The sequence below is a fragment of the Saccharothrix sp. NRRL B-16314 genome, from assembly GCF_000716595.1.
In the GTDB taxonomy this organism is placed as follows: domain Bacteria; phylum Actinomycetota; class Actinomycetes; order Mycobacteriales; family Pseudonocardiaceae; genus Actinosynnema.
The window spans coordinates 537863-560048 of the sequence record NZ_JNXC01000003.1 but is presented as its reverse complement, the minus strand read 5'-3'; the positions used below and the strand labels follow the sequence as shown (position 1 = coordinate 560048).

General features: G+C 71.1%; 17 protein-coding genes and 1 pseudogene. 8 read left to right on the top strand and 10 right to left on the bottom strand.

The window, feature by feature from the left end; all coding sequences use genetic code 11:
* Nucleotides 1-69 precede the first annotated feature (69 nt).
* Nucleotides 70-1062, bottom strand: coding sequence for an aldo/keto reductase (locus OQ02_RS09670; RefSeq protein ID WP_033437887.1), 993 nt, complete (start codon nt 1060-1062; stop codon nt 70-72).
* A gap of 134 nt (nt 1063-1196) precedes the next feature.
* On the opposite strand from OQ02_RS09670, the gene OQ02_RS09665 reads away from it, so the two are divergent.
* Entirely contained in the window at nt 1197-1988 is a 792-nt protein-coding gene (locus OQ02_RS09665; RefSeq protein ID WP_033437886.1) for a helix-turn-helix domain-containing protein, read from the top strand.
* On the opposite strand, the gene OQ02_RS09660 is transcribed toward OQ02_RS09665, so the two are convergent.
* Genes OQ02_RS09660 through OQ02_RS44735 form a run of 3 tightly spaced genes read right to left on the bottom strand, consistent with a single transcriptional unit; the run spans nt 1960 to nt 4021 of the window.
* On the bottom strand, nt 1960-2916 hold the full coding sequence (locus tag OQ02_RS09660; RefSeq protein ID WP_033437885.1) for an LLM class flavin-dependent oxidoreductase: 957 nt from the start codon (nt 2914-2916) through the stop codon (nt 1960-1962). The genes OQ02_RS09665 and OQ02_RS09660 overlap by 29 nt on opposite strands.
* Before the next feature lie 11 nt (nt 2917-2927).
* Nucleotides 2928-3608: an SDR family NAD(P)-dependent oxidoreductase gene (locus OQ02_RS44740; protein WP_033437884.1), complete on the bottom strand. Its 681-nt coding sequence runs from the start codon at nt 3606-3608 to the stop codon at nt 2928-2930.
* A complete protein-coding gene (locus OQ02_RS44735) occupies nt 3605-4021 on the bottom strand; it encodes a VOC family protein (RefSeq protein WP_033437883.1) in 417 nt (138 codons plus the stop codon). Before OQ02_RS44735 ends, OQ02_RS44740 begins: the two co-directional genes overlap by 4 nt.
* Before the next feature lie 47 nt (nt 4022-4068).
* Between OQ02_RS44735 and OQ02_RS09645 the strand changes: the two genes are divergently transcribed.
* The 6 genes and pseudogenes from OQ02_RS09645 (at nt 4069) to OQ02_RS09625 (ending at nt 11687) form a co-directional block, all read left to right on the top strand.
* Complete coding sequence (locus tag OQ02_RS09645; RefSeq protein ID WP_331281528.1) at nt 4069-4728, top strand: GntR family transcriptional regulator; 660 nt, start codon at nt 4069-4071, stop codon at nt 4726-4728.
* A gap of 59 nt (nt 4729-4787) precedes the next feature.
* Nucleotides 4788-5054: pseudogene (locus OQ02_RS42270) on the top strand (PLDc N-terminal domain-containing protein); the annotation flags it as partial.
* Nucleotides 5055-5293: 239 nt separating this feature from the next.
* Nucleotides 5294-6958: a glucuronyl esterase domain-containing protein gene (locus OQ02_RS09640; protein WP_033437881.1), complete on the top strand. Its 1665-nt coding sequence runs from the start codon at nt 5294-5296 to the stop codon at nt 6956-6958.
* Between the two features lie 370 nt (nt 6959-7328).
* Nucleotides 7329-8795: a family 43 glycosylhydrolase gene (locus OQ02_RS09635; protein WP_033437880.1), complete on the top strand. Its 1467-nt coding sequence runs from the start codon at nt 7329-7331 to the stop codon at nt 8793-8795.
* 127 nt (nt 8796-8922) lie between these two features.
* Nucleotides 8923-10290 (top strand): glycoside hydrolase family 43 protein, encoded by a 1368-nt coding sequence (locus OQ02_RS09630; protein ID WP_033437879.1) that lies wholly within the window; start codon nt 8923-8925, stop codon nt 10288-10290.
* A 23-nt stretch (nt 10291-10313) separates the two neighbouring features.
* Nucleotides 10314-11687 (top strand): family 43 glycosylhydrolase, encoded by a 1374-nt coding sequence (locus tag OQ02_RS09625; RefSeq protein WP_033437878.1) that lies wholly within the window; start codon nt 10314-10316, stop codon nt 11685-11687.
* A 42-nt stretch (nt 11688-11729) separates the two neighbouring features.
* Here OQ02_RS09625 and OQ02_RS09620 read toward each other — a convergent pair whose 3' ends face one another.
* The 5 genes from OQ02_RS09620 to OQ02_RS09600 form a co-directional block, all read right to left on the bottom strand.
* Complete coding sequence (locus OQ02_RS09620) at nt 11730-14072, bottom strand: hypothetical protein (RefSeq protein WP_156076934.1); 2343 nt, start codon at nt 14070-14072, stop codon at nt 11730-11732.
* A gap of 96 nt (nt 14073-14168) precedes the next feature.
* Entirely contained in the window at nt 14169-16916 is a 2748-nt protein-coding gene (locus tag OQ02_RS09615) for a TIR domain-containing protein (protein ID WP_033437876.1), read from the bottom strand.
* Nucleotides 16917-17018: 102 nt separating this feature from the next.
* A complete protein-coding gene (locus tag OQ02_RS09610; RefSeq protein ID WP_033437875.1) occupies nt 17019-17306 on the bottom strand; it encodes a putative quinol monooxygenase in 288 nt (95 codons plus the stop codon).
* A 150-nt stretch (nt 17307-17456) separates the two neighbouring features.
* Nucleotides 17457-18860, bottom strand: coding sequence for an MFS transporter (locus OQ02_RS09605; protein ID WP_156076933.1), 1404 nt, complete (start codon nt 18858-18860; stop codon nt 17457-17459).
* Nucleotides 18857-19609: an SDR family oxidoreductase gene (locus OQ02_RS09600; protein WP_033437874.1), complete on the bottom strand. Its 753-nt coding sequence runs from the start codon at nt 19607-19609 to the stop codon at nt 18857-18859. The genes OQ02_RS09605 and OQ02_RS09600 overlap by 4 nt, the downstream gene beginning before the upstream one ends.
* Nucleotides 19610-19684: 75 nt before the next feature.
* Here OQ02_RS09600 and OQ02_RS09595 point away from each other — a divergent pair, with 75 nt between their 5' ends.
* Nucleotides 19685-20302, top strand: a complete 618-nt coding sequence (locus OQ02_RS09595; protein ID WP_033437873.1) for a TetR/AcrR family transcriptional regulator — start codon at nt 19685-19687, stop codon at nt 20300-20302.
* Between the two features lie 69 nt (nt 20303-20371).
* Here the strand turns inward: OQ02_RS09595 and OQ02_RS09590 are convergent, their stop codons facing one another.
* Nucleotides 20372-21565, bottom strand: a complete 1194-nt coding sequence (locus OQ02_RS09590) for an MFS transporter (protein WP_033437872.1) — start codon at nt 21563-21565, stop codon at nt 20372-20374.
* Nucleotides 21566-22186: the final 621 nt, after the last annotated feature.

Here is a 22186-nt window from a genome sequence, read left to right as displayed (position 1 = left end):
CGAAGCCATGATCGTTCCGGGCGACCCGCAAGTCGGGGATTCCGATCGCCGGCGGTCGTGGCCGACCGTTCAGCGCGGCTCGACGCGGGTGGCGGTGTCACCGAAGACGAACGGGCTCGGCTCGCACTCGGCGATGAAGTCGGAGGGGAAGCCGAGCCGGAACTCCACCGCCTCCTCCAGCCGCCGGACCGCGTCGGCGGGCAGGGTGACGTCGAGCGCGCCCAGGTTCTCGGTCAACTGCGCGACGCTGCTCACGCCGACCAGTGGCAGCACGGCGCGGGACTTGGCGCGCGTCCACGCGAGCGCCACCTGCGCCGGGCGTACGCCCAGCTCGTCGGCCACCGTGCGGACCGCGTGGGCCGCCGCGCGGTCGCGTGCGGTGAGCGAGTCGGCGTCCACGCGCTTCGAGCGGGGCGACCCGGGTGGTGCGTCGACCGCGCCCGACAGCTTGCCCGCGGCGAGTGGTGCCCACGCGGTCACGCTCAGCCCCAGGGCCTCGGCCATCGGCAGCAGTTCGCGCTCGGCGTCCCGTTTCAGCAGGTTGTAGGGCACCTGGAGACCGGCGAACGGCGTCCAGCCGTGCCACCGCGCGAGGGTGTTGGCGTGGGCGACGACCCAGGCCGGCGCGTCGGAGATGCCGGTGTAGAGGATCTTCCCGGCGCGGACGGCGTCGTCCAGCGCGCGCATCGTCTCCTCGACCGGGGTGTGCCGGTCCCAGATGTGCACCCAGTAGACGTCGATGTAGTCGGTGCGCAGCCGGCGCAGGCTCCGGTCCAGCGACCGCGTGAGGTTCTTGCGGTGGTTGCCCGAGGCGTTGGGGTCGGCGGCGTCGCGCGACAGCGTGTACTTCGTGCCGATGACGAACCGGTCGCGGCGCTCCACGACGGAACCGAGCAGTTCCTCGCCGTCGCCGTAAGCCGACGCGGTGTCGAGCACGTTGCCGCCCGCGTCGGCGTAGGCGTCCACGATGCGGCGTGCCTCGGCGGGATCGGTGAAGGCCATCGTGCCCAGCAGGAGTTCGGACACGCGCAGGCCGGTCTGGCCGAAGAGTCGGTACCTCATGCCGCACAGCCTGGAACGGCCCGTGCGCCGGAGGGAGGCCCCGCCAGGGACCCTCTGCCGGGGAAGTTCTGCCCTGGACATTCGGCTTGGGACTCCCGGCCTGACACCTTCGGGGCGACCTACACTCGGCGACCATGAACGCGTTGGGCGGGTTCCTGCGTGCCCGACGGGAGGCGATCACCCCGACCGAAGTCGGGCTGCCCACCGGCACACGCCGCCGCACGCCCGGTCTGCGCCGCGGCGAGCTCGCCGACCTCGCCGGTATCAGCGTCGAGTACCTGACCCGCCTGGAACGCGGGCGCGACCGCCACCCGTCGGCCCAGGTCCTCGGCGCGCTGGCCGACGCGTTGCGCCTCTCTTCGCACGAACGCGTGCACCTGCACCGCCTGGTGAAGGCGGGCGGCGGTGTGCTGTGCCCGGCGTCGACGGCACCGCGCCCCGTGCGCCCTACCGTGCTGGCGCTGCTGGACCGGTTGGAGCCGACACCCGCGTTCGTCGCCGACGCGCAGGGTGACGTTCTCGCCTGCACCGACGGATTCCGGTGGCTCGCCGGGCCGGCCGGACTCCTCGACGCCGACCGGCCGAACCTCGCCCGGTTCGTGTTCGGTGACGCCAGGGCGCGCACAGCGTTCCCGGAGTGGGAACAGGTCGCCGACGAACAGGCCGCCGCTTTGCGTGCCGCGGCCGACCTCGGCGACGGCGCGGCGGCCATGCTCGCCGAGGAGCTGTCCATCACGGTGGGCGCGGAGTTCGGCCGCCGCTTCGCCGCGTCGGCCGTGCCCGCCGGCACCGGGGTCGAGCAGTGGCGGCACCCGGAGGCGGGCACCTTGCGGCTGGCCTACGAGAGCCTGACCGTGCCCGGTGACGAGGACCACCGCCTGGTCGTCTACGTCCCCGTTACAGGACTTCCGCCAGGCTCTCCATGACCTGGAAGGGCTCCGCGCCCACCGGGATGAGCACGACGCTGTCCACGCCGGCCGCGAACAGCTCGCCCAGCCGGGCCCGCGCGTCGGCGGGCGTGCCGGTCACCGCGAGCTGCCGCACCCACTCCTCCGGCAGCCGTCGCACGAACTCCTCGCGGCTGCCGGACTCCCGCCTCAGCACCGCGAACTCGTCCGCGAACGGCAGCGGTGCCAGGTGCGGCGCCCAGTCGGGCTCACCGATCCACTCCAACCCGGCGCGGACCGCATCGACCGCCACGGCCGCATCGGCGTGCACGGCGGCGGCGTTGTACCCCACGAGCCGGTGCGGCCGGTGCGCGTCGATGTGCCCCAGGGCCGCGCGCACGTACTCCGGCGTCGTCGGCTCGGCCAGGATCGTCCCGTCCGCCACCCGACCGGACACGGCCAGCGACCGCGGCCCCCGCACGCCTGCCAGCACGAGCGGCGGTGCGTCCGGCACACACGCGCCTTCCAGCCGAACGGCGTCCAGCGCGACGTACTCGCCGGGCTCCACCGCGTCGCCGCCCGTCAAGGCGATCACCGCGCGGAGGTACTCCTCCAGCAACGTCAACGGGCTCGCCGGCCACTCGCCCACCGACCGCATCCACGCGGGCATCCCGTGCCCGATGCCGATGTCGACCCGGCCGGGGAACAGCTGGGCGAGCGTCGCCACCTCCATGGCCGCGAACGCCGCGTTGCGCGCACCCACCGGCAGCAACCCGATGCCGACCCGCACCCGCTCCGTCGCCGCCAGCACGGCCGCCGCCTGGGCGACGCCACCGCGGAAACCGAGGTCCTCCACCACCCACAGCTCGTCGAACCCGAGCTCGTCCGCACGCCGCGCGTACGGCAGCACCTGCGACGGTGCAAGGTCGCGGGGCAGCATCACCCCGACCGCTCCGGACCGGTCCACGTCGGTTCCCCTCACGTCCGCAGGTAGGAAGCGCCATTGAGGTCGAGCACGGTCCCGGACGCCCACTCGGCGGCCGGCGAGGCCAGGTAGACCACCGCGGCGGCGATCTCGGCCGGCTCCGCGACCCGGCCGAACGGGCTCTGCCGCCGGACGTCGTCGGTCACCATGTGCGCCACCCGATCGGTCCCGACGAACCCGGGCGCCACCGACGTCACCGCGATGCCGTGCGGGGCAAGGGAAACCGCCAGCGACTGGCCCATCGAGTGCAGCGCGGCCTTGCTCGCGCCGTACGCCGGCATGTCGGGCTCACCCCGGAAGGCGCCACGAGAGCCGACGTTCACGATCCGCCCGCGAACACCCCGCTCGATCATGTGCCGCGCCACGCAGTACGACATGTTCGCCGCGCCGAAGACGTTCACCTCGAACGTGCGGCGCCACAACGCCTGCCACTCCTGGTACGACTTGTCCGTCAGCGAGCCGAGCTCCACCAGACCGGCGTTGTTGACCAGGACGTCGATGGCGCCGAGCGTGTCGGCGGCGGCGTCGACCACCCTGGCGATCGCGTCCGGATCGGCCAGGTCGACGTCCGCCGACGACAGCGCGACGACCTCGTCACCGGCTTCCCGGAACGCGTCGGCGATCGCCGCGCCGATGCCCCGGTTGCCGCCCGTGACCAGCACACCCCGGCTCACTTCGCGAACACCTGGGACTCGTCCTTGAAGGCCTTGAACTCCAGCGCGTTGCCGGCCGGGTCGCGGAAGAACATCGTCCACTGCTCCCCCGGCTCGCCCGCGAACCGCAGGTAGGGCTCGATCACGAACTCCGTCCCGGCGGCGCGCAGCCGGTCGGCCAGCGCGTGGAACTCCGGGATCGGCAGGATCAGGCCGAAGTGCGGCACCGGCACGTCGTGGCCGTCGACCGGGTTGCGGCCGGAATCGGCGCGCGGGCCGGGCACGACGTGCGTCACGAACTGGTGGCCGTAGAAGTTCCAGTCGACCCACTTGTCGGCGGAACGCCCCTCTTCGAGGTTGAGCACACCGCCGTAGAACGCGCGGGCCTCGGCCAGGTCGTCGACGGGAACTGCGAGGTGGAACCCGGGTTTCATGACCCCAACCTTGACCACCGCCTTGGCTGATGTCAACATTCGACATTGTGCAGCTGCTGCGTAAGGCCGATCGGCGAGGGCTGGCGGACGAGGCGGCCGACCGGATCCGTGAAGCGATCCTCGCCGGCGTGTTCCCGCCCGGATCGCCCGTGCGCGAGGTGGAACTGGCGGCGTCCTTGGACGTCAGCCGGGGGTCGGTGCGCGAAGGCCTCGCCGAGCTGGAGCGGGAAGGGCTGGTGCGCAGCGCCTGGCACCGCGGCACGAAGGTGATCGACCTGACCGTCCGGGACGCCGAGGAGGTCTACTCGGTCCGGGCCGCGCTGGAAGGACTCGCGGGACGTGGCGCGATCGGCCGCGTCGACCTCGACGTGCTGGGGCGGCTGGTCGACACCATGGCCCGCCGACTCGCGTCGGGCGCGTCCAGCAGCGAGTTGCTGGCGCTGGACATCGAGTTCCACGACACGATCTACGAGGCCGCGGGCAACCGGCGGCTGCTGGACGCGTGGCACGCCGTGCGCTCGCAGGTGCACCTGTTCCAGCTCACCCGGATTCGCCTGGGCTACCCCGACTACCGCGCGGTGGTCGTGGACGAGCACCGGGAGATCGTCCGACTGCTCGACGCCGGTGATCCCGACGCCGTCGCGCACCACGCCGAGGAGCACGTGCGCTCGGCGTTGCGGGTGCTCGTCGGGCAGCTCGATCGTTGACCCATGCCTTGTGCCCCTTGCGGTAGCATCTCTCGGGCGACTTTGGGGGATGTGGGCGAATGCTGTACTTCGGTGGCTTCTTCGGCCTTCTCACGCTCGGCCTGTGGCTGTTCTGCCTGATCGACGTCATCACCACCGACGACGGTGACGCGCGGAACCTGCCGAAGGTCGGCTGGCTGCTGATCGTGCTGTTCTTCCCGCTGGTCGGGTCGCTGATCTGGCTGGTCGCCGGCCGGCCCGTGCGTCCGATGCGCAGCGCGCGTGCCTACGAACGCGCCACGCCCGCGTTCCCCGAGTACGACCGGCCCGGCCGTTTCGCCGCCACCATCGATCTTGTACTGAGCGTTGAACTCGGGGGTTCTGAACGTAGGACACGGGTGTTCTGTAGGTACGACTCACGGGGCGTGAACGTAGGACTCACGGGGGTGGGCCAAGTGAGACCGGGTGCGCGGATGGCGGCATTGCCATGTTTCGTTCAATCGACCGAAACTTTAGGTCATTCGCCCTCAGTGATCATCGATCGACGCCGCCTGGTCACGCCCACGCACTCGGAAGGAGAGCACCCGTGGACATCAGCTCGGGCCGCTCCAAGATCCGTTCGACGGCTGCCATGCTGGCGGTCGCGGCGCTCACGCTCGCCGGAACGCTGACCGCGATAGCGATTTCCGACTCCGCGGTGGCGGCGGGGGTGGGTGTCGCCGCCGCGGGTGTCGAGGACGACGGGGCGGACTGCCCGGTGTCGTTGCCGGGGTCGTTCCCGTCGAACTCGCAACTGCCCGACCCGTTCACGAAGCTGAACGGGTCGCGGATCACGAGCAAGTCGGACTGGCGGTGCCGGCGGGCGGAGATCCGGGAACTTGCCGAACGGCACGTCTACGGCGACAAACCGGCCAAACCCTCCACCGTCACCGGCACCGTGTCCGGCAGCAACATCACCGTCAACGTCTCCCACAACGGCCGCAGCAGCAGCTTCTCCGCCAAGGTCGAACTGCCGTCCGGCACCGGGCCCTTCCCCGCCGTCGTCGTGCTGGGCGGCTTCGGCGCCGACACCGCCGCCATCAAAGCCGCCGGCGCCGCCGTCATCAACTACGACCCCTACGCCGTGGGCCGCGAAGGCACCCCCCGCAACAACAAACAAGGCGCCTTCTACAGCGTCTACGGCAACACCAGCACCACCGGCCTGCTCATGGCCTGGTCCTGGGGCGTCAGCCGCATCATCGACGTCATCGAGACCTCCGGCGGCACCACCCTCAAAGCCGACGCCGTCGGCGTCACCGGCTGCTCCCGCTTCGGCAAAGGCGCCTTCGCCGTCGGCGTCTTCGACCAACGCATCGCCCTGACCATGCCCATCGAATCCGGCACCGCCGGCGCACCCATCTACCGCGGCATCCCCGGCGAAGGCGCCCAAAGCCTCACCAGCGCCTACGGCGAACAACCCTGGTTCGGCGACGCCTTCAGCCCCTACACCACCAACCCCAACACCACCCCCCTCGACACCCACCAACTCGTCGCCATGGTCGCCCCCCGCGGCCTGTTCATCATGGACAACCCCCACATCGCCAACCTCGGCCCCCGCTCCGCCAGCGTCGCCGCCCTCGGCGGCGCAGAGGTATACAAAGCACTCGGCGCCGGCGCCAACATCACCTACTGGTCCGACGTCGCCGACGGCAGCCACTGCGCCAACCGACCCGAATGGCGCACCCCCCTCCAACAGAACATCCAGAAATTCCTCCACAAGACCGGCACCGCCACCGGCACCATCCGCATCTCCGCCAAAGCCGCCGGCAACCTCGCCCAATGGCGCACCTGGCAAACCCCCACCCTCACCGACGGAACCACCACCACGACATCCACCACCACCAGCAGCGACACCACCACGACAACCACGGCCACGACCACAACGACGACCACAACCACCACCACGACCAGCTCGCCGAACGGTGGCTGCACGGCGTCGGCGGCGATCAACCAGTGGACGGGCGGCTTCGTCGCCACGGTGCGCGTCACCGCCGGCTCCGCACCGGTCAACGGCTGGAAAGTCGCCATGACCCTCCCGTCCGGCGCGACCATCACCAACTCGTGGAACGTCAACCGCAGCGGCACCAGCGGCGCGGTCGAGTTCACGAACGTCAGCTACAACGGTTCGATCGCGGCCGGGCAGTCGGTCGAGTTCGGCTACCAGGCCACCGGATCGGGCACGGGCATGTCGCCCACCTGCTCCGCCGGCTGACACCCGGAGCAACACCCGCGGGAGGGGCATCGAGCCGGTCGGCTCGGTGCCCCTCCCGCGTTCGCGCGCCCGATCGACCACGGACGCGATGACCCGCCAGTAACGATCTCTGTTATCGCTAACAGATCGGCGCTATCCCCAGAAATCGGCCACAACGAAGACAAAACCGCCGTACAGCCGCCCTACTAGGCCGAACGCAGCAGCGCGACCATTTGCCTGTTGAAGTTCGCCAACTTCTGCTGTTAGCGTTAACAGGCCTTGGCACCGCAGCACTCCACGCCGCCGTCTCCGCCCGCCCGACCACCGCTGGTCGGGCAACCGGTTGACATCCGATCACCTCGTTCCCTGCAACGGCGCAAGGAGAAACAACATGAGATCGGCCCTCGCCCTCGCCACGACGGCGGTCCTGCTCGGCGGTGGTGTGATCGCCCTGCCGCAGTCGGCGTCCGCCGCCGTGGTCGACACCAGCGCGACGTACGTGCTGGTCAACCGCAACAGCGGCAAGGCGCTGGACGTCTACGACCTCGCGACCAACGACGGCGCGCGGATCTCGCAGTACACGCGCAACGACGGCGCGTGGCAGCAGTGGAAGTTCCTGGACTCCGGTGACGGCTACTACCGGCTGAGGTCCGTGCACAGCGGCAAGGTCCTCGACATCGAGGGCGGCTCGACCGCCGACCGCGCGAACGTCATCCAGTGGACCGACCGCGGCGCGACGAACCAGCAGTTCCGGTTGGCCGACTCGGCGGGCGGGTTCGTCCGGTTGGTCAACCGCAACAGCGGCAAGGCCGTCGACGTGCTCGACTTCTCCACCGCCGACGGCGCGCAGCTCATCCAGTGGCCCGACACCGGTGGCACGAACCAGCAGTGGCAGCTGGTGAAGCTCGGTGCGCCCGCGCCGGGCACGTTCACCAACCCGATCAAGCGCAACGGCCCCGACCCGTGGCTCCAGTACCACAACGGCTACTACTACCTGGCCACGACGACGTGGAACTCGACCATCACGATGCGCCGGTCGCGGACGCTGGCCGGGCTGTCCACCGCGGCCGACCAGGTGATCTTCAACCTGGCGGGCCGGTCCAACGGGTGCTGCAACATGTGGGCGCCGGAGTTCTTCCTGCTCAACGGCCGCTGGTACCTGTACTACGTGGCCGGGCAGAACGTGTCGGACTACAACCCCACGCAGCGGCTGCACGTGATCGAGAGCGCCGGCTCCGACCCGATGGGCCCGTACACGTTCAAGGCCGACCTCGGCAGCACGTGGGAGCTCGACCCGAGCATCCTCCAGCACAACGGGCGGCTGTACCTGATGGGCAGCGCGATGGACGGCACCCAGTCGCTCACCATCACACCGCTGTCCAACCCGTACACGATCAGCGGCGCGCGGCGCACGATCAGCCAGCCGACGCTGGCGTGGGAACGGCAGACCGCTCCGGTCAACGAAGGCGCGGAACCGCTGTACCGCAACGGTCGCACGATGATCGTGTACTCGGCCAGCGCGTGCTGGGGCCCGGACTACAAGCTGGGCCTGCTCACGCTGACCGGCAGCGATCCGCTCAACCGGTCGCACTGGACGAAGTCCCCGAACCCGGTGTTCCAGCGCAACGACGGCAACGGCGTGTTCGCACCGGGCCACAACGGGTTCTTCAAGTCGCCCGACGGCACCGAGGACTGGATCGTCTACCACGCCAACGACTCGGCGTCCGGCGGCTGCGACATGAACCGCTCCACGCGTGCCCAGAAGTTCACCTGGAACTCCGACGGAACGCCGAACTTCGGCACACCGGTCCGGCTCGGCACCCAGCTCGCCGCGCCGTCCGGCGAACCCACCTCCTGACCGAGACCACCTCCTGGCCGAACCACCCCTGACGGAACCACCCCTGGCCGAACCACCCCCTGCCCGGTGGCCGGCGGCACGTCTCCCGCCGCCGGCCACCACCCCCTCCCAGTGGACAAGGACGTCCATGCTGCAACGACGCACGTTCCTGGCCGGCGGCTTGTCCGCGGTCGCCCTCACGGGGGCGTCCCGCCTGACCGCGCAGGCCGCTCCGGGCGATTCCGCCTACGTGATGGGCTACTTCACCGAGTCGCCGTCGAAGCTCGCCGACCGGTACGCGCTGCACCTGGCGGTCAGCACCGACGGCCTCACCTGGACCCCGTTGAACCAGAACAACCCGGTCGCCACGCCCACCGCGGGCACGGGTGGTCTGCGCGACCCGTTCATCATGCGCAAGCAGGGCGGCGGGTTCGTGGTCCTGGCGACCGACCTGACCGGCACCGACTTCACCCGGCAGAACCAGTACATCCACGCCTGGGACTCCGCGGACCTGCGGTCGTTCACGGGCTACCGCAGGCTGAAGATGCACTCCATGCCGACCCACACGTGGGCGCCCGAGGCGTTCTGGGACGCCGCCCGCGGCCAGTACGGCATCGTCTACTCCGCCAACAGCGGCGGCCGTGACGGCATCTGGGTCAACTACACCACCGATTTCGTTAACGTCGGCTCGCCGCAGCTCTTCTTCGACCCCGGCTTCAACGTCCTCGACGCCACCGTGCACGTCGGCGGCGGGACGAACTTCCTGTACTACAAGAGCTTCGCCGACGGGCGCCTGTACGGGGCGCGCTCCGGCACGCTGAACCCGCGCAGCTTCACCACCTACACCAGCGGCGTGGTGAACGGCGGCATCGAGGCGCCGATCGTGGTGAAGGCCAACGACCGCAACGAGTGGTGGCTGTGGGGTGACTCGTTCTCCCCGGTCAACGGCGAGCTGTACGCGTGGCGCAGCGGCGACGTCAACTCCAACGGCTGGACGCCGCTCACGAAGGCGCAGTACACCCAGCCGCTGAACGCGAAGCACCCCACCATCTGCCCGATCACCGCGACCGAGCACGCCAACCTGCTGTCCCGGTGGGGCACGCCGGCGTGGAACAGGATCAAGTCCTACAACTTCCCGGACCACCTGATCCGGCACGCGGACAACGCGGCCCGCATCGACCCGTACCCGTTCGACCCCTACCAGGACTCCCAGTGGCGCCTGGTGCCGGGCTTGGCGTCCTCAAGCGGCGTCTCCTTCCGCTCGGTCAACTTCCCGGACCGGTACCTGCGGCACGCCGGTTACGTCGTCGGTCTCGCCGCCGACGACGGCTCGGCGACGTTCGCGGCGGACGCCACGTTCCACCGGGTCGCCGGCCTGGCGAACAGCGCCTGGACGTCGTTCCGGTCGCACAACTTCCCCGACCGGCACCTCCGGCACGCCGACTACGTCCTGCGCATCGACCCCATCGGCACCGCGGCGGACCGCGCCGACGCCACGTTCCAGATCGGCTACTGACCGCAGTTCTCCGGGAGGAATGGATGTCCACCGCAAGAAGCACCATTCGGCTCGGCAGAGCCGCGTTGTTGGTGGCCGCGCTGGCAGCGGCACTGGTCACGGCGCCCGCGGCGTCGGCCGTCATCGGCTCACCGCTGGTGGGCACCGGGTCCGGACGTTGCCTGGACGTGGTCGGCAACAACACCGCCCCGGGCACGGAAGTGTCCATCTGGGACTGCAACGGGCAGGCGAACCAGGGCTGGCACTTCACCTCCGGCGGTGAGCTGCGGACGTTCGACGACACGCGCTGCCTCGACGCCTACGACCACGGCACCACGGCCGGCACCCGGCTGGTGATCTGGACCTGCACCGGCGCGGCGAACCAGAAGTTCCGGCTCAACGGCGACGGCTCCGTCACCGCGACGAACTCCGGCCTGTGCCTGGACGTGCTGGACCACGGCACCGCCAACGGCACCAGGGTCATCCTGTGGACGTGCACCGGCACGCCCAACCAGAAGTGGTCCACGGGGTCGGCCGGCTACCCGAACCCCGGATACGTCACCGGTGACATCGGCGTGCACGACCCGACCGCGGTCAAGCGGCCCACCGGCGGCTACCTGGTCGCGCACACCGGCGACAACATCGCGCTGAAGACGTCGGCCGACCGGACCGCGTTCCGCAACGCGGGCCAGGCGTTCCCCGGCGGCGCGTCGTGGACCACGACCTACACCAACGGCGGGCGCAACCTCTGGGCACCGGACATCTCGTACCGCAACGGCCAGTACTACATGTACTACTCGGCTTCGTCGTTCGGCTCGAACCGGTCAGCGATCTTCCTGGCCACCAGCCCGAGCGGCGACGCCGGCACCTGGACCCACCGCGGTCTGGTGATCGAATCGCGCACGAGCGACGACTGGAACGCCATCGACGGCAACCTCGTCGTGGACGACCAGGGCCGGTGGTGGCTGAGCTTCGGCTCGTTCTGGTCCGGCATCAAGATGATCGAGCTGAACCCGTCGACCGGGCTGCGGCTCAACAGCACGTTCCTGGCCATCGCCGGCCGGGGCGGTGGCGCGATCGAGGCGCCGTTCATCTTCAAGCGCGGGTCGTACTACTACCAGTACGTCTCGTTCGACCGGTGCTGCCAGGGCGCGTCCAGCACGTACCGGGTGATGGTGGGCCGTTCCACCAGCGTCACCGGCCCGTACCACGACCGCAACGGCGTCACCATGAACTCCGGTGGCGGCACTCAGATCCTGGCTTCGCACGGCAGCATCCACGGTCCGGGCCACCAGGCGGTGCTCGCCGACACCGACGGTGATCTGCTGGTCTACCACTACTACGCCGACAGCGGAGCGTCGCTGCTCGGCATCAACCGCCTCGTCTACGACTCGGCGGGCTGGCCGAGCGTCCAGTAGGGCCGGGGTGTGGCCCGCCGGTCGAACCGACGGGCCACACCGTCACGGCTGCACGTAGTACGAGCGGGTCACGTCACCCGACACGGCGCCTCCGGGCGTCCGGCTCGACACGGTGAGCTGGAACGACCCGAGGGGCGTGTAGGTGAACGTCGCCTTGCCGTCCGGACCGACCGGCACGACCTGCGGCGGGGTGAACGCGATCGACCACAGCACCTCGTGCGAACCGGGCAGCGCCGGGGTGACGGTGAACTCGACCGGCTGCCCCACCTTGGCGGTCGACGGACCGCCGTCCGGGAACTGCGGGCTGGTCACCGCCGGTGGGAATGCCTTGACCCGGAACGAGAAGTACGCCTCGTCCGTCTCGACGCCCGTCGCGGTCACGCCGCGGACCCGCACCGAGTGGAAGCCGGGATTCGTGGGCGTCCACTGGACCGATGCCGTGCCCTCGTCGCCCGCCGGCACCGCTTGCTCCGCCCCGCCGGCGAACGCGTACCGGTACGAGACCACCGGCAGGTACGGCGAGGAGAACGTGAAGGTGCCGGTGACGCCGGGACCGCCGCCTTCCGGGTACCCGGGGTACTCGGCGCTGGTCACGGTCGGCGCGGGCGCGTCCGCGTAGACGCCGCTCTCGCCCCAGCCGGAGCGGATGCCCGCGCCGTTGACGCTCGCCACCAGCACGGTGACCTCGCCCGCGACGGTCGGGGTGTACTCGAAGGTCAGCGAGCCGTCCGGCGCGGCGGGCACCGACACCTCCGGTTCCCCGCCGATCCGGTACACGTACGACACGACACCGGTCCGGTTCGGCGAGACGGTGAAGACCCGCTTCTCCCCGACGACGCCCCACCACGGGTCGACGTCCACCCACGGCTGCGCCTGGTCGACGTAGAGGTGCTGGTCGTAGGCGCCCGACTTGAAGCCGGTGGCGTCGACCGTCCACACCAGGAAGTGGTGGCTGTTCGGTCCGGGCTCGGGGAACACGAGCGTCACGCGGCCCGTGCCGTCCTCGCCGACCGGCACCGTCTGCTCGGCACCACCGTCGAGCTGGTAGACGAACGCCGTCGCACCGGGCTGGGTCGCGGTGAGCACGACGTCCCGCGGCTCGCCGATCTCGAACAGCGGCATCTCCACCGACGGAGCCGTGGACCGCACCCAGTACCGGTAGGTCCGGGCCGGTGACCGGTAGCCCACGCGGTCGATGCCGCTGACCTGGATGGAGACCGGTCCGTCGGTGGTGGGGGTGACCGTCACCGTGGCGGAACCGCCCGGCTGGTCGGCGGCCACCCGGCCGCCCTGGATGCCTGGTCCCGAGTAGTCGAACGCCACCACGTCCTGGTCGCCGTCGGCGCTGAACGTGAAGTCGCCCGGGATGCCGTCGCCGCCGTCACCGGGCGGGCCGCCGTCCTCCCGGTACACCGTGGAGGTGACCGTCGGCGCCTTCGCCGGCGCCGTGAGGTCGGACGTGAACACGCACGGCGCGGACCACTCGGAGTTGGCGAAACCGTCCTCCGCGCGGGCGGCGAAGGCGTAGGTGCCGCCGTCCTGGATCATGCCCTCGGGGAACCAGCCGGTCACCCGGTCCCCGCCCTGGGTCCGGACCTCGACGCGCCGGTCCGGCGCGTCCACCGGCCAGAACGCCAGCCGTCCGTCCAGCCCGTAGGTGCCGTCCGGGTCGCTCGCCCTGGCGGACACGAACGGCCGTGTGCCGGCGAAGTACATCGGCTCGCCGGTGCAGGGCTGGTGCTCGACCTGCAGGTTGGTCGGCGTCGCGGGCGGTGTGTTGAACGTGGTGTTCAGGACCGCGAACGCGTTGTGGGTGCGGCCGTAGGCCACATCACCCTGGAACTCCTCGGCGACGCGGACTGCGACGGTGAGGGACGTGCGGCCCTCCGCGACGGCCTGCTTGACCACGTCGAGGACGTTCCAGTTGAGCCACGGCGTCGTGCACCCGTCCGGGCCCGTGGGACCGGCCACCCGGACCACTTCACGCGGCTGGTTCGCCCACGTGATCGCGTCCGACGGCTCCACGACCCACACCTCGGTCGCCCGCGGCTTGGCGCAGTCGTTCGCGGCGAGCTCCGGCGTGCGGATCGACGCGGTGAACAGCTGCGTGCCCGTGAACCGGGTGAGGTCGAACGTGAAGTAGGACTTGGCGATGTGGTGCTTGCCCTCGGCGTCCCGCCACGAGCCGACGCGGGCGTCACCGGTGGTGACGGCCACGTCCGGGGTGCGGGAGTCGGTGCTGAGCCACTTCGTCGAGTTCTGCGTGGCCCAGTTCGGGCTCTGGGCCGCGGCGGCGGTGCCGGGCACCACCGCGAGGCTGCCGATCAGGGCAGCGACGAGCACTCCGGTGCGCGCGGTGCGCCCCGGTCTTCCGGACGATCTCATGTCCACCTTTGGGGTGTGTGCGACGGGCGGCGTGCCGCGTCTGGTGCGCGCATACTCCCAGGCGGAGGTCTGCTTCGGACAGGACTTTTCCCGGGATCACCTTGCGCAGTCGAGGTTTTCCGGCGGGTCGAGGTCCACGTAGCCGCGCCACTCGTCGGCGGTCAGGTCCCGGCCGGCGGTGGCGCACGCGGAACCGCGCCACCGGGCCGGGTCCGGTTCCCACCGGACCACCGCGCCGGACGACGTGGCGGTGGCGAGGCCGCGACCACCGGCCACGACCGTGGTGGAGCCCCACGGCGGCGCGCCGGTCGACCGCTCCGGCATGGGCAGGGCCACGACGCCGAGCGGTCCGCCGGTGGCCACATCGGACAGCACGACCGTGCCCTGCGCGGTGATCCTGGCCAGCAGGCCGTGCTCGGCCACCACCGCCATCGCGCGCTGGTAGCCCGCGTCGGCGGCTTCGACGCGCAGCCGTTCGGACGCGTCCGCGTTCCACACCTCGATGCCGGAGTCCTCGTACTGCACCACCAGGTGGTCCGGTCCGTAGGTGACGGCGTTCGCGCCGGCCCGCGGGAGCACCCGGCTCTCCTCAGCCTCGACGTCGACGACGTGCACCGACCCGTTCCCGTCGATCACGGCCGCGAACCCGGCGTCCGGCCGGACGGACGCCGTCCACTGCCGCTCCGATCCCCCGCCCTCGGCCAGGCCCTCGACGGCCACGTGCAGCCGGACGTCGCCGTCGGCCGGGTCACGCTCCACGACCCCCGCCTCTCCGACCGAGACCAGGGACCGCCCGTCGGGCGAAGCGGCGGCGGCGAAGACCCGGCCCCCGACCTGCCGCGGCCAGCCCCGGTAGGCGCCGCCTTCCGACCACAGGGTCGCGTCGTGCCCGCCGTCGTCGCCCAGCAGCACCAGCGTCCGGCTGTCCGCCGACCACACCGGCAGCGCGTTCGGCACCGCGTGCTGGACGGGCAGGTCCCGCTGTTCGGCGACATCGTGGACGAGCACGTCCTCGCCCTCACCGGCGCTCGCCACCCACCGGCCGTCCGGTGACAGCGCCACCCTCGGCGGCGGACCCGCGTTGCTGGAGTCGGGCGCGGCGCTCGGCGGGCCCGCCAACGCCCGGGAGACCTGCGTGAGGTCCCACAGGATCAGCGCGGACCCGCTGCCGGACACCAGCCGCTCGGCGTCGAGGAACGTGAGCCCGGTGACCCGGCCCGCGCCCGGCAGCCGTTGCGGGATCGGTCGCCGCAGGTTCCCCTGCACGTAGAGGACTTCGCCGCCCGCCGCCGCGAGCATCTTGCCGTCGTTGCTCACCGCGAACTCTTCCGGCTCCTCGATGGGCAGCGACGAGCCGGCGAGGACGCCGCGGTCCGGAGTGGTGGACTGGGGGTGGACGTGGAAGTCCGCGAACTTCGACCAGGCGAAGTACGCGCCGTTGCGGGAGTAGCCGCAGCAGAAGGAAGCCGCAGGGGTGCCGGCACCGGTCTCGGAGTCCCCGAGTGGGCGGAAGTCCGCCACCGCCCGTCGCTGCCACGAGCCGGCGCCCGTGCTGATCATCAGGGTCTTGTCGTCGGGCAGCGCGAGGTGGCCGGGCGCGGAGGGGAGGGTGGTGCGCCGGAGTTCGGCACCAGTGGCCCCGTCGACCACCACCAGCGGCAACGGTCCGTCGTCGAAGGGCGCGTCGCCTCCCACCACCGCTACGGTCTTCCCGGACGGTGACACGGCCACGCCGCTCGCCGCGCCCTCGAAGACCTGCTCGGGTTTCCCGTCGTCGCCGCGCCACAAGACCACGGTGGTGCCGTCGGCCGCCGCGATCACCCCACCGTCGTCGGATGCGGCCACCGCGGTGACGGCCCGTTCCCCGACCGCGGTGGACGTGGTCCGGTCGTCCCGCACGTCCCAGCGCACGAGGTGCCCGTCCGCCGTGCCCGCGACCGCGACGGACTCCCCGCCGCCGATCACGCTCACCGGACGGCCGACCTGCCGGTGCCGCTTCAGGTACGGGCTCGCGGCGAACACCTGGAACAGCGCCGCCCGCGTCTGCGGGTCGTCGGGGCTCATCCGGTGCGCCTCGACCGCCAGGAGCTGCGCGAGGTCGAGCTGGTTGTCCACTTCGGACAGCGCGGTGGCGGCCAACTGCCGTGCGGTGGCGATCCGAGCCTGCCGGGTGGCCTCCCGGTTCTGCCACACCGCCACGGCCGCGGCGACCAGGGCCGCGACCAGCAGCACGGCCAACGCGGTCGCGCCGCCGCGGGCCAGTCGCATGGTGCGCCGGTGCTGCCGGACGTGCTCGCCGACGACGGCGTCCTTCGAGACACCGCGGATCGCGCCGGCGACGTCGGCCACCCGGTCCTGCAACCGCGGATCGGCCCAGTCGACCTCCTCGGCGGTGTCCAGGGCGCGCAGGTCGACCCACCGCGGTTCCACCGCGAGCGCCGCCACCAGCGACGGCGGCAGCGCCGTGGAAGCCGTCCGGTCGACGCCACCAGGCCCCCACACGACGTCACCCGCCGTGACCACGATCAGCAGGGTGTCGACCGACCGGTGCTCCAGCCACCACGCGACCTCGGCGTCCACCCACGGCGACCTCGCCGCGTCGGGTGACGCCATCAGCACGAACCACCGGGACGCGGACATCGCCGCGACGATCGAGGGCCACAGGGCGGCGCTCGCGACGAGGTTCGCGTCGTCCCGGAACACCCGCAGCGCCCGGCTCTGGTTCCACCGCTTGGCGAACCGCTCCACCTCGCGCTGGAACAGCGGCGCCAGCCTGCCGTCGTGCGCGTGGCTGTACGACATGAACGCGTCGTAACCGGCCGCCGCTCCGCGATCACCGCGCATGAGGATCCGCCTTCGCCCAGGCTGATCAACGGATCTTCGCAGGTCCTCGCCCCAGCATCCCCGCATTAGTGCGGGGGCGAGGGTTCCAGGCGTTGGAGGGGTTCAGAACAGGGTGCGCACGGCCGAGATGTCGTACTCGGCGACCGAGGCTTCGATGATCGCCGCGCCCTGCTCGTCGCCGGGCCCGCTGCCGCGGAACGCCTCCACGTCCGCCTGCGACTCCCAGCGCTCGAAGATGACGATCCGGCCGGCGTCCACCAGGTCCGCGGTGATGGCGTAGTCGAGGCAGCCGGGTGCGCGGCGCGCCTGCTCCACCACGTTCACGCAGTCCGCGAGGTAGGCCTCGCGCTCCTGCGGGTCGACCACGATGTGCCCCGCCACGATCACCATGCGCCACTCCATCCGTTGTGAGATTTGCCGGCGCGTGGAATTTCGCGAGCCGACCCGCCGGTGCCGCCCGATCTTCGTACACCGCCGAGGTTTCGCCCTCGCCGGGTGTCGATCACGTCGTGCGAAAGCGCCTCTATTACCGCGCGAACATCAGCGTGCCGACGCTGCCGGCAGTGCCCTGGTGAGGACCACTCCGACTGCTGCCACGGCCGCAAGGGTCCACATGGCGAGGTGGTAGCCGGCGAGCAGCGCCGGGCCGTCGACCGCCGCGCCGGCCGCGACCCGACTCGTGCCGGTCGCGGCCAGGGCTGCGACGGCGGCGAGGCCCACTGCTCCTCCGCCCTGGTAAGCGCTGGTGGCGACACCGGACGCGGCACCCGCGGCGGGTCCGGCGACACCGCTCGTGCAGACCACGAACGAGCTGACGATCGACAGTCCCAGCCCGAAGCCCCACGGTGTCGCGGGTGCGATCAGACCTGTCAGCAGGCTGCCCGTTTCCGTGCTGGTCATCGCCCACCCAACCAGTGCAGCGCCTTGTACCCCGAGGCCGAGCGCGAGAGCGTTGCGTGCTGTCAGCCTGGCGACCAGCCGCGGTGCGAGCTGCGTGCCGACGAAGACGGCCAGCGGGAGCGGCAGGTAGACCAGCGTCGCCTCAAGCGGTGCCAGGCCGCGCACGTCCTGGAGGTACAGCGTCACGATGTAGAAGGTGGCGAACAAGATCGTGCCGACCAGCACGAAGATCCCGCTCCCGACCGTGACGGAACGCAGCCGTAGCACCGATCCCGGGATGAGCGGGTGCTCCGCCTTGCGCTGCCGCAGCACGAACACCGCCCCGAACAGCACCGCACCGGCGCCCGCCAGCGTCACGGTCAGCGGCGAGGGGCTTTCGAGGGACGCGGCAGCGAACGCCAGGAGGCTGAGGGCGCCCGTCGCGGCAACAGCACCTGCCACGTCGAGTCGCGCCGGGGTGTTGGCGGGTGCCGGCAGCACCGCGCGGGCGACCAGGAGCACGACGACGCCGAGCGGCACGTTGACCCAGAAGATCATCGTCCAGTCGACGCCCGCCAGCAGCCCGCCGACGACCAGCCCGACCGGCGCGGCGAGTCCACCCATGCCGCCGAAGATCGCCAACGCCCGGTTGCGCCCCGGCCCTTCCGCGAACAGCCCGGTGATGAGGGCCAGCGCCGCGGGGACGACGAGCGCCGCCCCGAGCCCTTGGACCGTGCGGCCGAGCAGCAGTTGCCACGGCGCGGCGGCGAAGCCGCAGCCCGCCGATGCCAGCGTGAACAACGCCGTCCCGCTCAGGAACAGGCGCCGGTGCCCGAGGACGTCACCGAGTCGTCCTGCCAGCAGGAGCACGCCCGCGAACGGGATCAGGTAGCAGTTCACGACCCACGCGATCGTGGACGGGGAGAAGCGGAGGTCCTCCTTGATCACCGGGAGGGCGATGTTGACCACGGCGGCGTCCATGACCGTGAGGAACTCGATGCCGCCGAGCACGAGGAAGCCGAGCCATGGGCTTCGTCGGGCGGCCGGGGCCACGAGGCTGGTCACAGCAGGGCACCGCCGGAAGCGTCGACGTGCTGACCGGTGACCCACCGGCTGTCGTCGGACGCGAGGAACGCCACGACGTCGGCGACATCGGTGGCGTCGGCGACGCGGCCCAGGGGCGAGAGCCCCGCCACCATGTCGCGGGCGTAGCCGAGCCAGGCGGCGTTCATGTCGGTGTCGACCACGCCGGGCGCGACGGCGTTGACCGTGATGCCCCGTGCGCCGAGCTGCTTGGCGAGGGCGGCGGTGAAGGCGTCGATGGCCGCCTTCGTCATCGTGTACGCGATCAGGTCCGGTTGCGTGGCGCCGCGGGTCAGGTGCGCGGACACGTTGACGATCCGACCGCCGTCACGCACCCGGCCCAGGGCGTGCTTGGTGATGAAGAACGGTGCGACGGTGTTGACCGCCCAGAGGCGGTTCAGCCCGGCCGGGTCGATCGCGTCGATCGTGCCCCGGACGTCCGCGATGCCGGCGTTGTTGACCAGCACGTCGACGCCGTCCACCAGGGCGTCGACCTGGCGCCAGAGCTCGGCCGCTTCCTGCTCGGGGTCCGCTTCCCCCAGCGGGACGCCCAGGGTTTCGGCCTGGCCACCTGCTTCGCGCACGGCCGCCGCGGTCGCTTCGGCCGCGTCGGCGTCGCGGCCGTAGTGGATCAGGACCCGGGCCCCTTCGGCCGCGAGGCGCTGTGAGACGGCACGTCCGATGCCGCGTCCCCCGCCGGTCACCAGCGCGGTCCTGTTGTCGAGTCGCATGCTCTCCACCTTTTTATAGCGGTCGATACACAAGTACCGTACACGATTCCTGATCGAGCGCTATACAATTGGGGGGTGACCCCAGGACGAGGACGGCCGCGCAGCTTCGACCGGGACGAGGCGCTGGAGCGCGCCATGGTGCTGTTCTGGGAGCGCGGCTACGACGCGGTGGGGACCCGTGACCTCGCCGAGGCGATGGGCATCGTCGCGCCCAGCCTGTACAACGCGTTCACCAGCAAGCAGGCGCTCTTCGAGGAGGCGGTCGAGGCGTACGCGCAGCGCTACGGCGGGTACATCGAAGAGTCCCTCGGTGGTGGGGCCGACGCTCGACGTGCGGTGACGGCACTCCTGTCCGGGGCGGCCCGCCAGCAGACGCTGCCCGACCGCCCCGCCGGGTGCCTGATCATCAACGGCGCGATCAACCACAGCCCCGCCGCGGCCGAGGTGGCGGAAGGGCTACGAGCCCGCCGAGCCCACGTCGCCGCCTTGGTCGAGCGGAAGATCCAGGCCGACGTCGACGAAGGCAGGCTCCCCCGCCACGTCGACGCCGGCCACCTGGCGACCTACGTCGTCCTGGTCTGGCAGGGGCTCTCGCTGTCCGCACGTGACGGTGCGACCCGCGACGACCTCGAAGCCGCGGTCCGCACGGCGATGAACGCATGGCCACACCCGGATCAGCCCGGCCAGGACTAGCCTCCAGCGCCGTCCACAGTGGACCGTGCGCCTCCCAGCTCGACGGCCCACGCGCGAGGATCGACCGACTTACGCGCCCGTGCGGCGGGACATCGTCCGTTCCAAGAGAACTGCCAGGACCGCGGCCACCGCCAGCGCCGCGCCGATCCACGGGATGGAGACGAGGCCCGCGCCGGCGTTGAGCGCGACTCCGGCGAGCACCGGGACCACGCTGATGCCGAGCTGGAACATCGACACGGCGGTCGCACCGGCCAACGTCGGCGCCTGAGCCGCGACCGTGAACACCCTCCCGTAGATGGCCGGGTTCAGCACGAATCCCGCGACGCCCATCAGCACGACGAGGACGATGACGGCCGCCGAGTGCTCGGCCAGGAGCGCGAGCAGCGCGGAAGTCGTCGCGATTCCCACGCCACCGGCCAGGAGCGCGTGATGGGGACGCCGGTCGGCGATCCTGCCGCCGACCGACAGGCCGAAGAACGCGCCGATGCCGAACAACGTCAGGATCGCCGGCACCCACACCGCCGGGACGGCGGTGATGTCGACCAGGAACGCCGCCAAGTAGTTGTACGAGATCATGTAGGCGGCCGTGCTCAACAAGGTCGCGGCGTAAACGACCCACAGCTGCGGTTGCCGCATGGTGCGCAATTCCCGCCGCACACTGGGTTCCCGCTCGGCCCGGGTGGCGGGAACGGCGACGGCCGTCAACACCGCGCCGATGGCGGTGAGGGCGACGACGGCCCAGAACCCGCCCTCCCAGCCGGTGAAGTGGCTGAGCAGCGCGCCCGCCGGACCGCCGGCGATCATCGCGAGACTGAGCCCGCTGACGACCACGCCGGAGGCACGCGCGGTGCGGTCGGCGGTGACGAGGCTGATCGCGGTGACCGCCGCGACCGCCCAGAAACCCGCGTAGGCAAGGCCACCGACGAAACGGGTGGCCAGCAGCAGGGCGTAGTTGTCGACCAGCAGGCCGAGCGCCAGTGAGGCGGCGAACAGGACCTGCGTGACCACCAGCGTGGTCCGCCGAGGCCAGTGGAGCGTGATGACGGCCAGCGGCGGGCCGCCGATGACCACGCCGATGGCGAACGCCGAGATCAACGCGCCGGCCGAGGACAACGAGATCCGCAGGTCGTCGGCGACCTGCGGCAGCACCCCGGCGACCAGGAACTCCGCGCTGCCCATCGCGAACAGGCTGAACGCGAGCAGGTAGACGCCGAGCGGCAGCCCGCGCGAGTCCGCCTTCCGCTCGGCGGTGTGGACGCTCATGTCCGGAGGTCTCCTTCGCGTGAGTGGATCAGAGCGCCCATGCTCGGCTCGCGGTGGAGACACTGACAATCTTTGTTGCCGAAACCGGGATTCAGCCCTTGCCACCGACCCGGTGGCACCGGAGTCCGCCCAGCCCACCGCGCCACATTCCCGTCGTCATGACGACTCGGCGGTTCCGGCTGCGGCATCCAACGTGCACGGGCGGATCTTCATCACCACCAGACCGCCCACAGCAGTCTTGAGTTTCACCAAACCCCGTGACCTGCTCGCAGCCGGACTGCTCGCACACCTTCTGAGTCCACCGTCAAGCTGGACGATCGACAGCACCGATGGCGAACAGCCCGGTCCACGAAGGGTGATCAACCAGCAGAGCCGTTGACCGCAGCCGTTTCGAAGCCGTCACGAGCGGCAACGACATCCCCGCTATCGGGACCGGCGAAGAAGCCCAAGTCCTGGGTCGGCCGGTCGGTCAAGCGAACTGGAAGTCGGTCAAGCCCTCTTGAGACGACTCGTCGGGCATCACGCGGCCTCTGCCCCGGCACGACCGACAACCGACGACCAAGCGGCTCGGACGTCACGAGGAAGGACGAGTTCATCCCACAAGTCGAAGAGCAGAGCACC

Coding starts and splice junctions, on each gene's coding strand:
- OQ02_RS09670 (WP_033437887.1), bottom strand. CDS start 1,062: ATGAGGTACCGACTCTTCGGCCAGACCGGCCTGCGCGTGTCCGAACTC.
- OQ02_RS09665 (WP_033437886.1), top strand. CDS start 1,197: ATGAACGCGTTGGGCGGGTTCCTGCGTGCCCGACGGGAGGCGATCACC.
- OQ02_RS44735 (WP_033437883.1), bottom strand. CDS start 4,021: ATGAAACCCGGGTTCCACCTCGCAGTTCCCGTCGACGACCTGGCCGAG.
- OQ02_RS09635 (WP_033437880.1), top strand. CDS start 7,329: ATGAGATCGGCCCTCGCCCTCGCCACGACGGCGGTCCTGCTCGGCGGT.
- OQ02_RS09630 (WP_033437879.1), top strand. CDS start 8,923: ATGCTGCAACGACGCACGTTCCTGGCCGGCGGCTTGTCCGCGGTCGCC.
- OQ02_RS09625 (WP_033437878.1), top strand. CDS start 10,314: ATGTCCACCGCAAGAAGCACCATTCGGCTCGGCAGAGCCGCGTTGTTG.
- OQ02_RS09620 (WP_156076934.1), bottom strand. CDS start 14,072: ATGAGATCGTCCGGAAGACCGGGGCGCACCGCGCGCACCGGAGTGCTC.
- OQ02_RS09615 (WP_033437876.1), bottom strand. CDS start 16,916: ATGCGCGGTGATCGCGGAGCGGCGGCCGGTTACGACGCGTTCATGTCG.
- OQ02_RS09610 (WP_033437875.1), bottom strand. CDS start 17,306: ATGGTGATCGTGGCGGGGCACATCGTGGTCGACCCGCAGGAGCGCGAG.
- OQ02_RS09600 (WP_033437874.1), bottom strand. CDS start 19,609: ATGCGACTCGACAACAGGACCGCGCTGGTGACCGGCGGGGGACGCGGC.
- OQ02_RS09590 (WP_033437872.1), bottom strand. CDS start 21,565: ATGAGCGTCCACACCGCCGAGCGGAAGGCGGACTCGCGCGGGCTGCCG.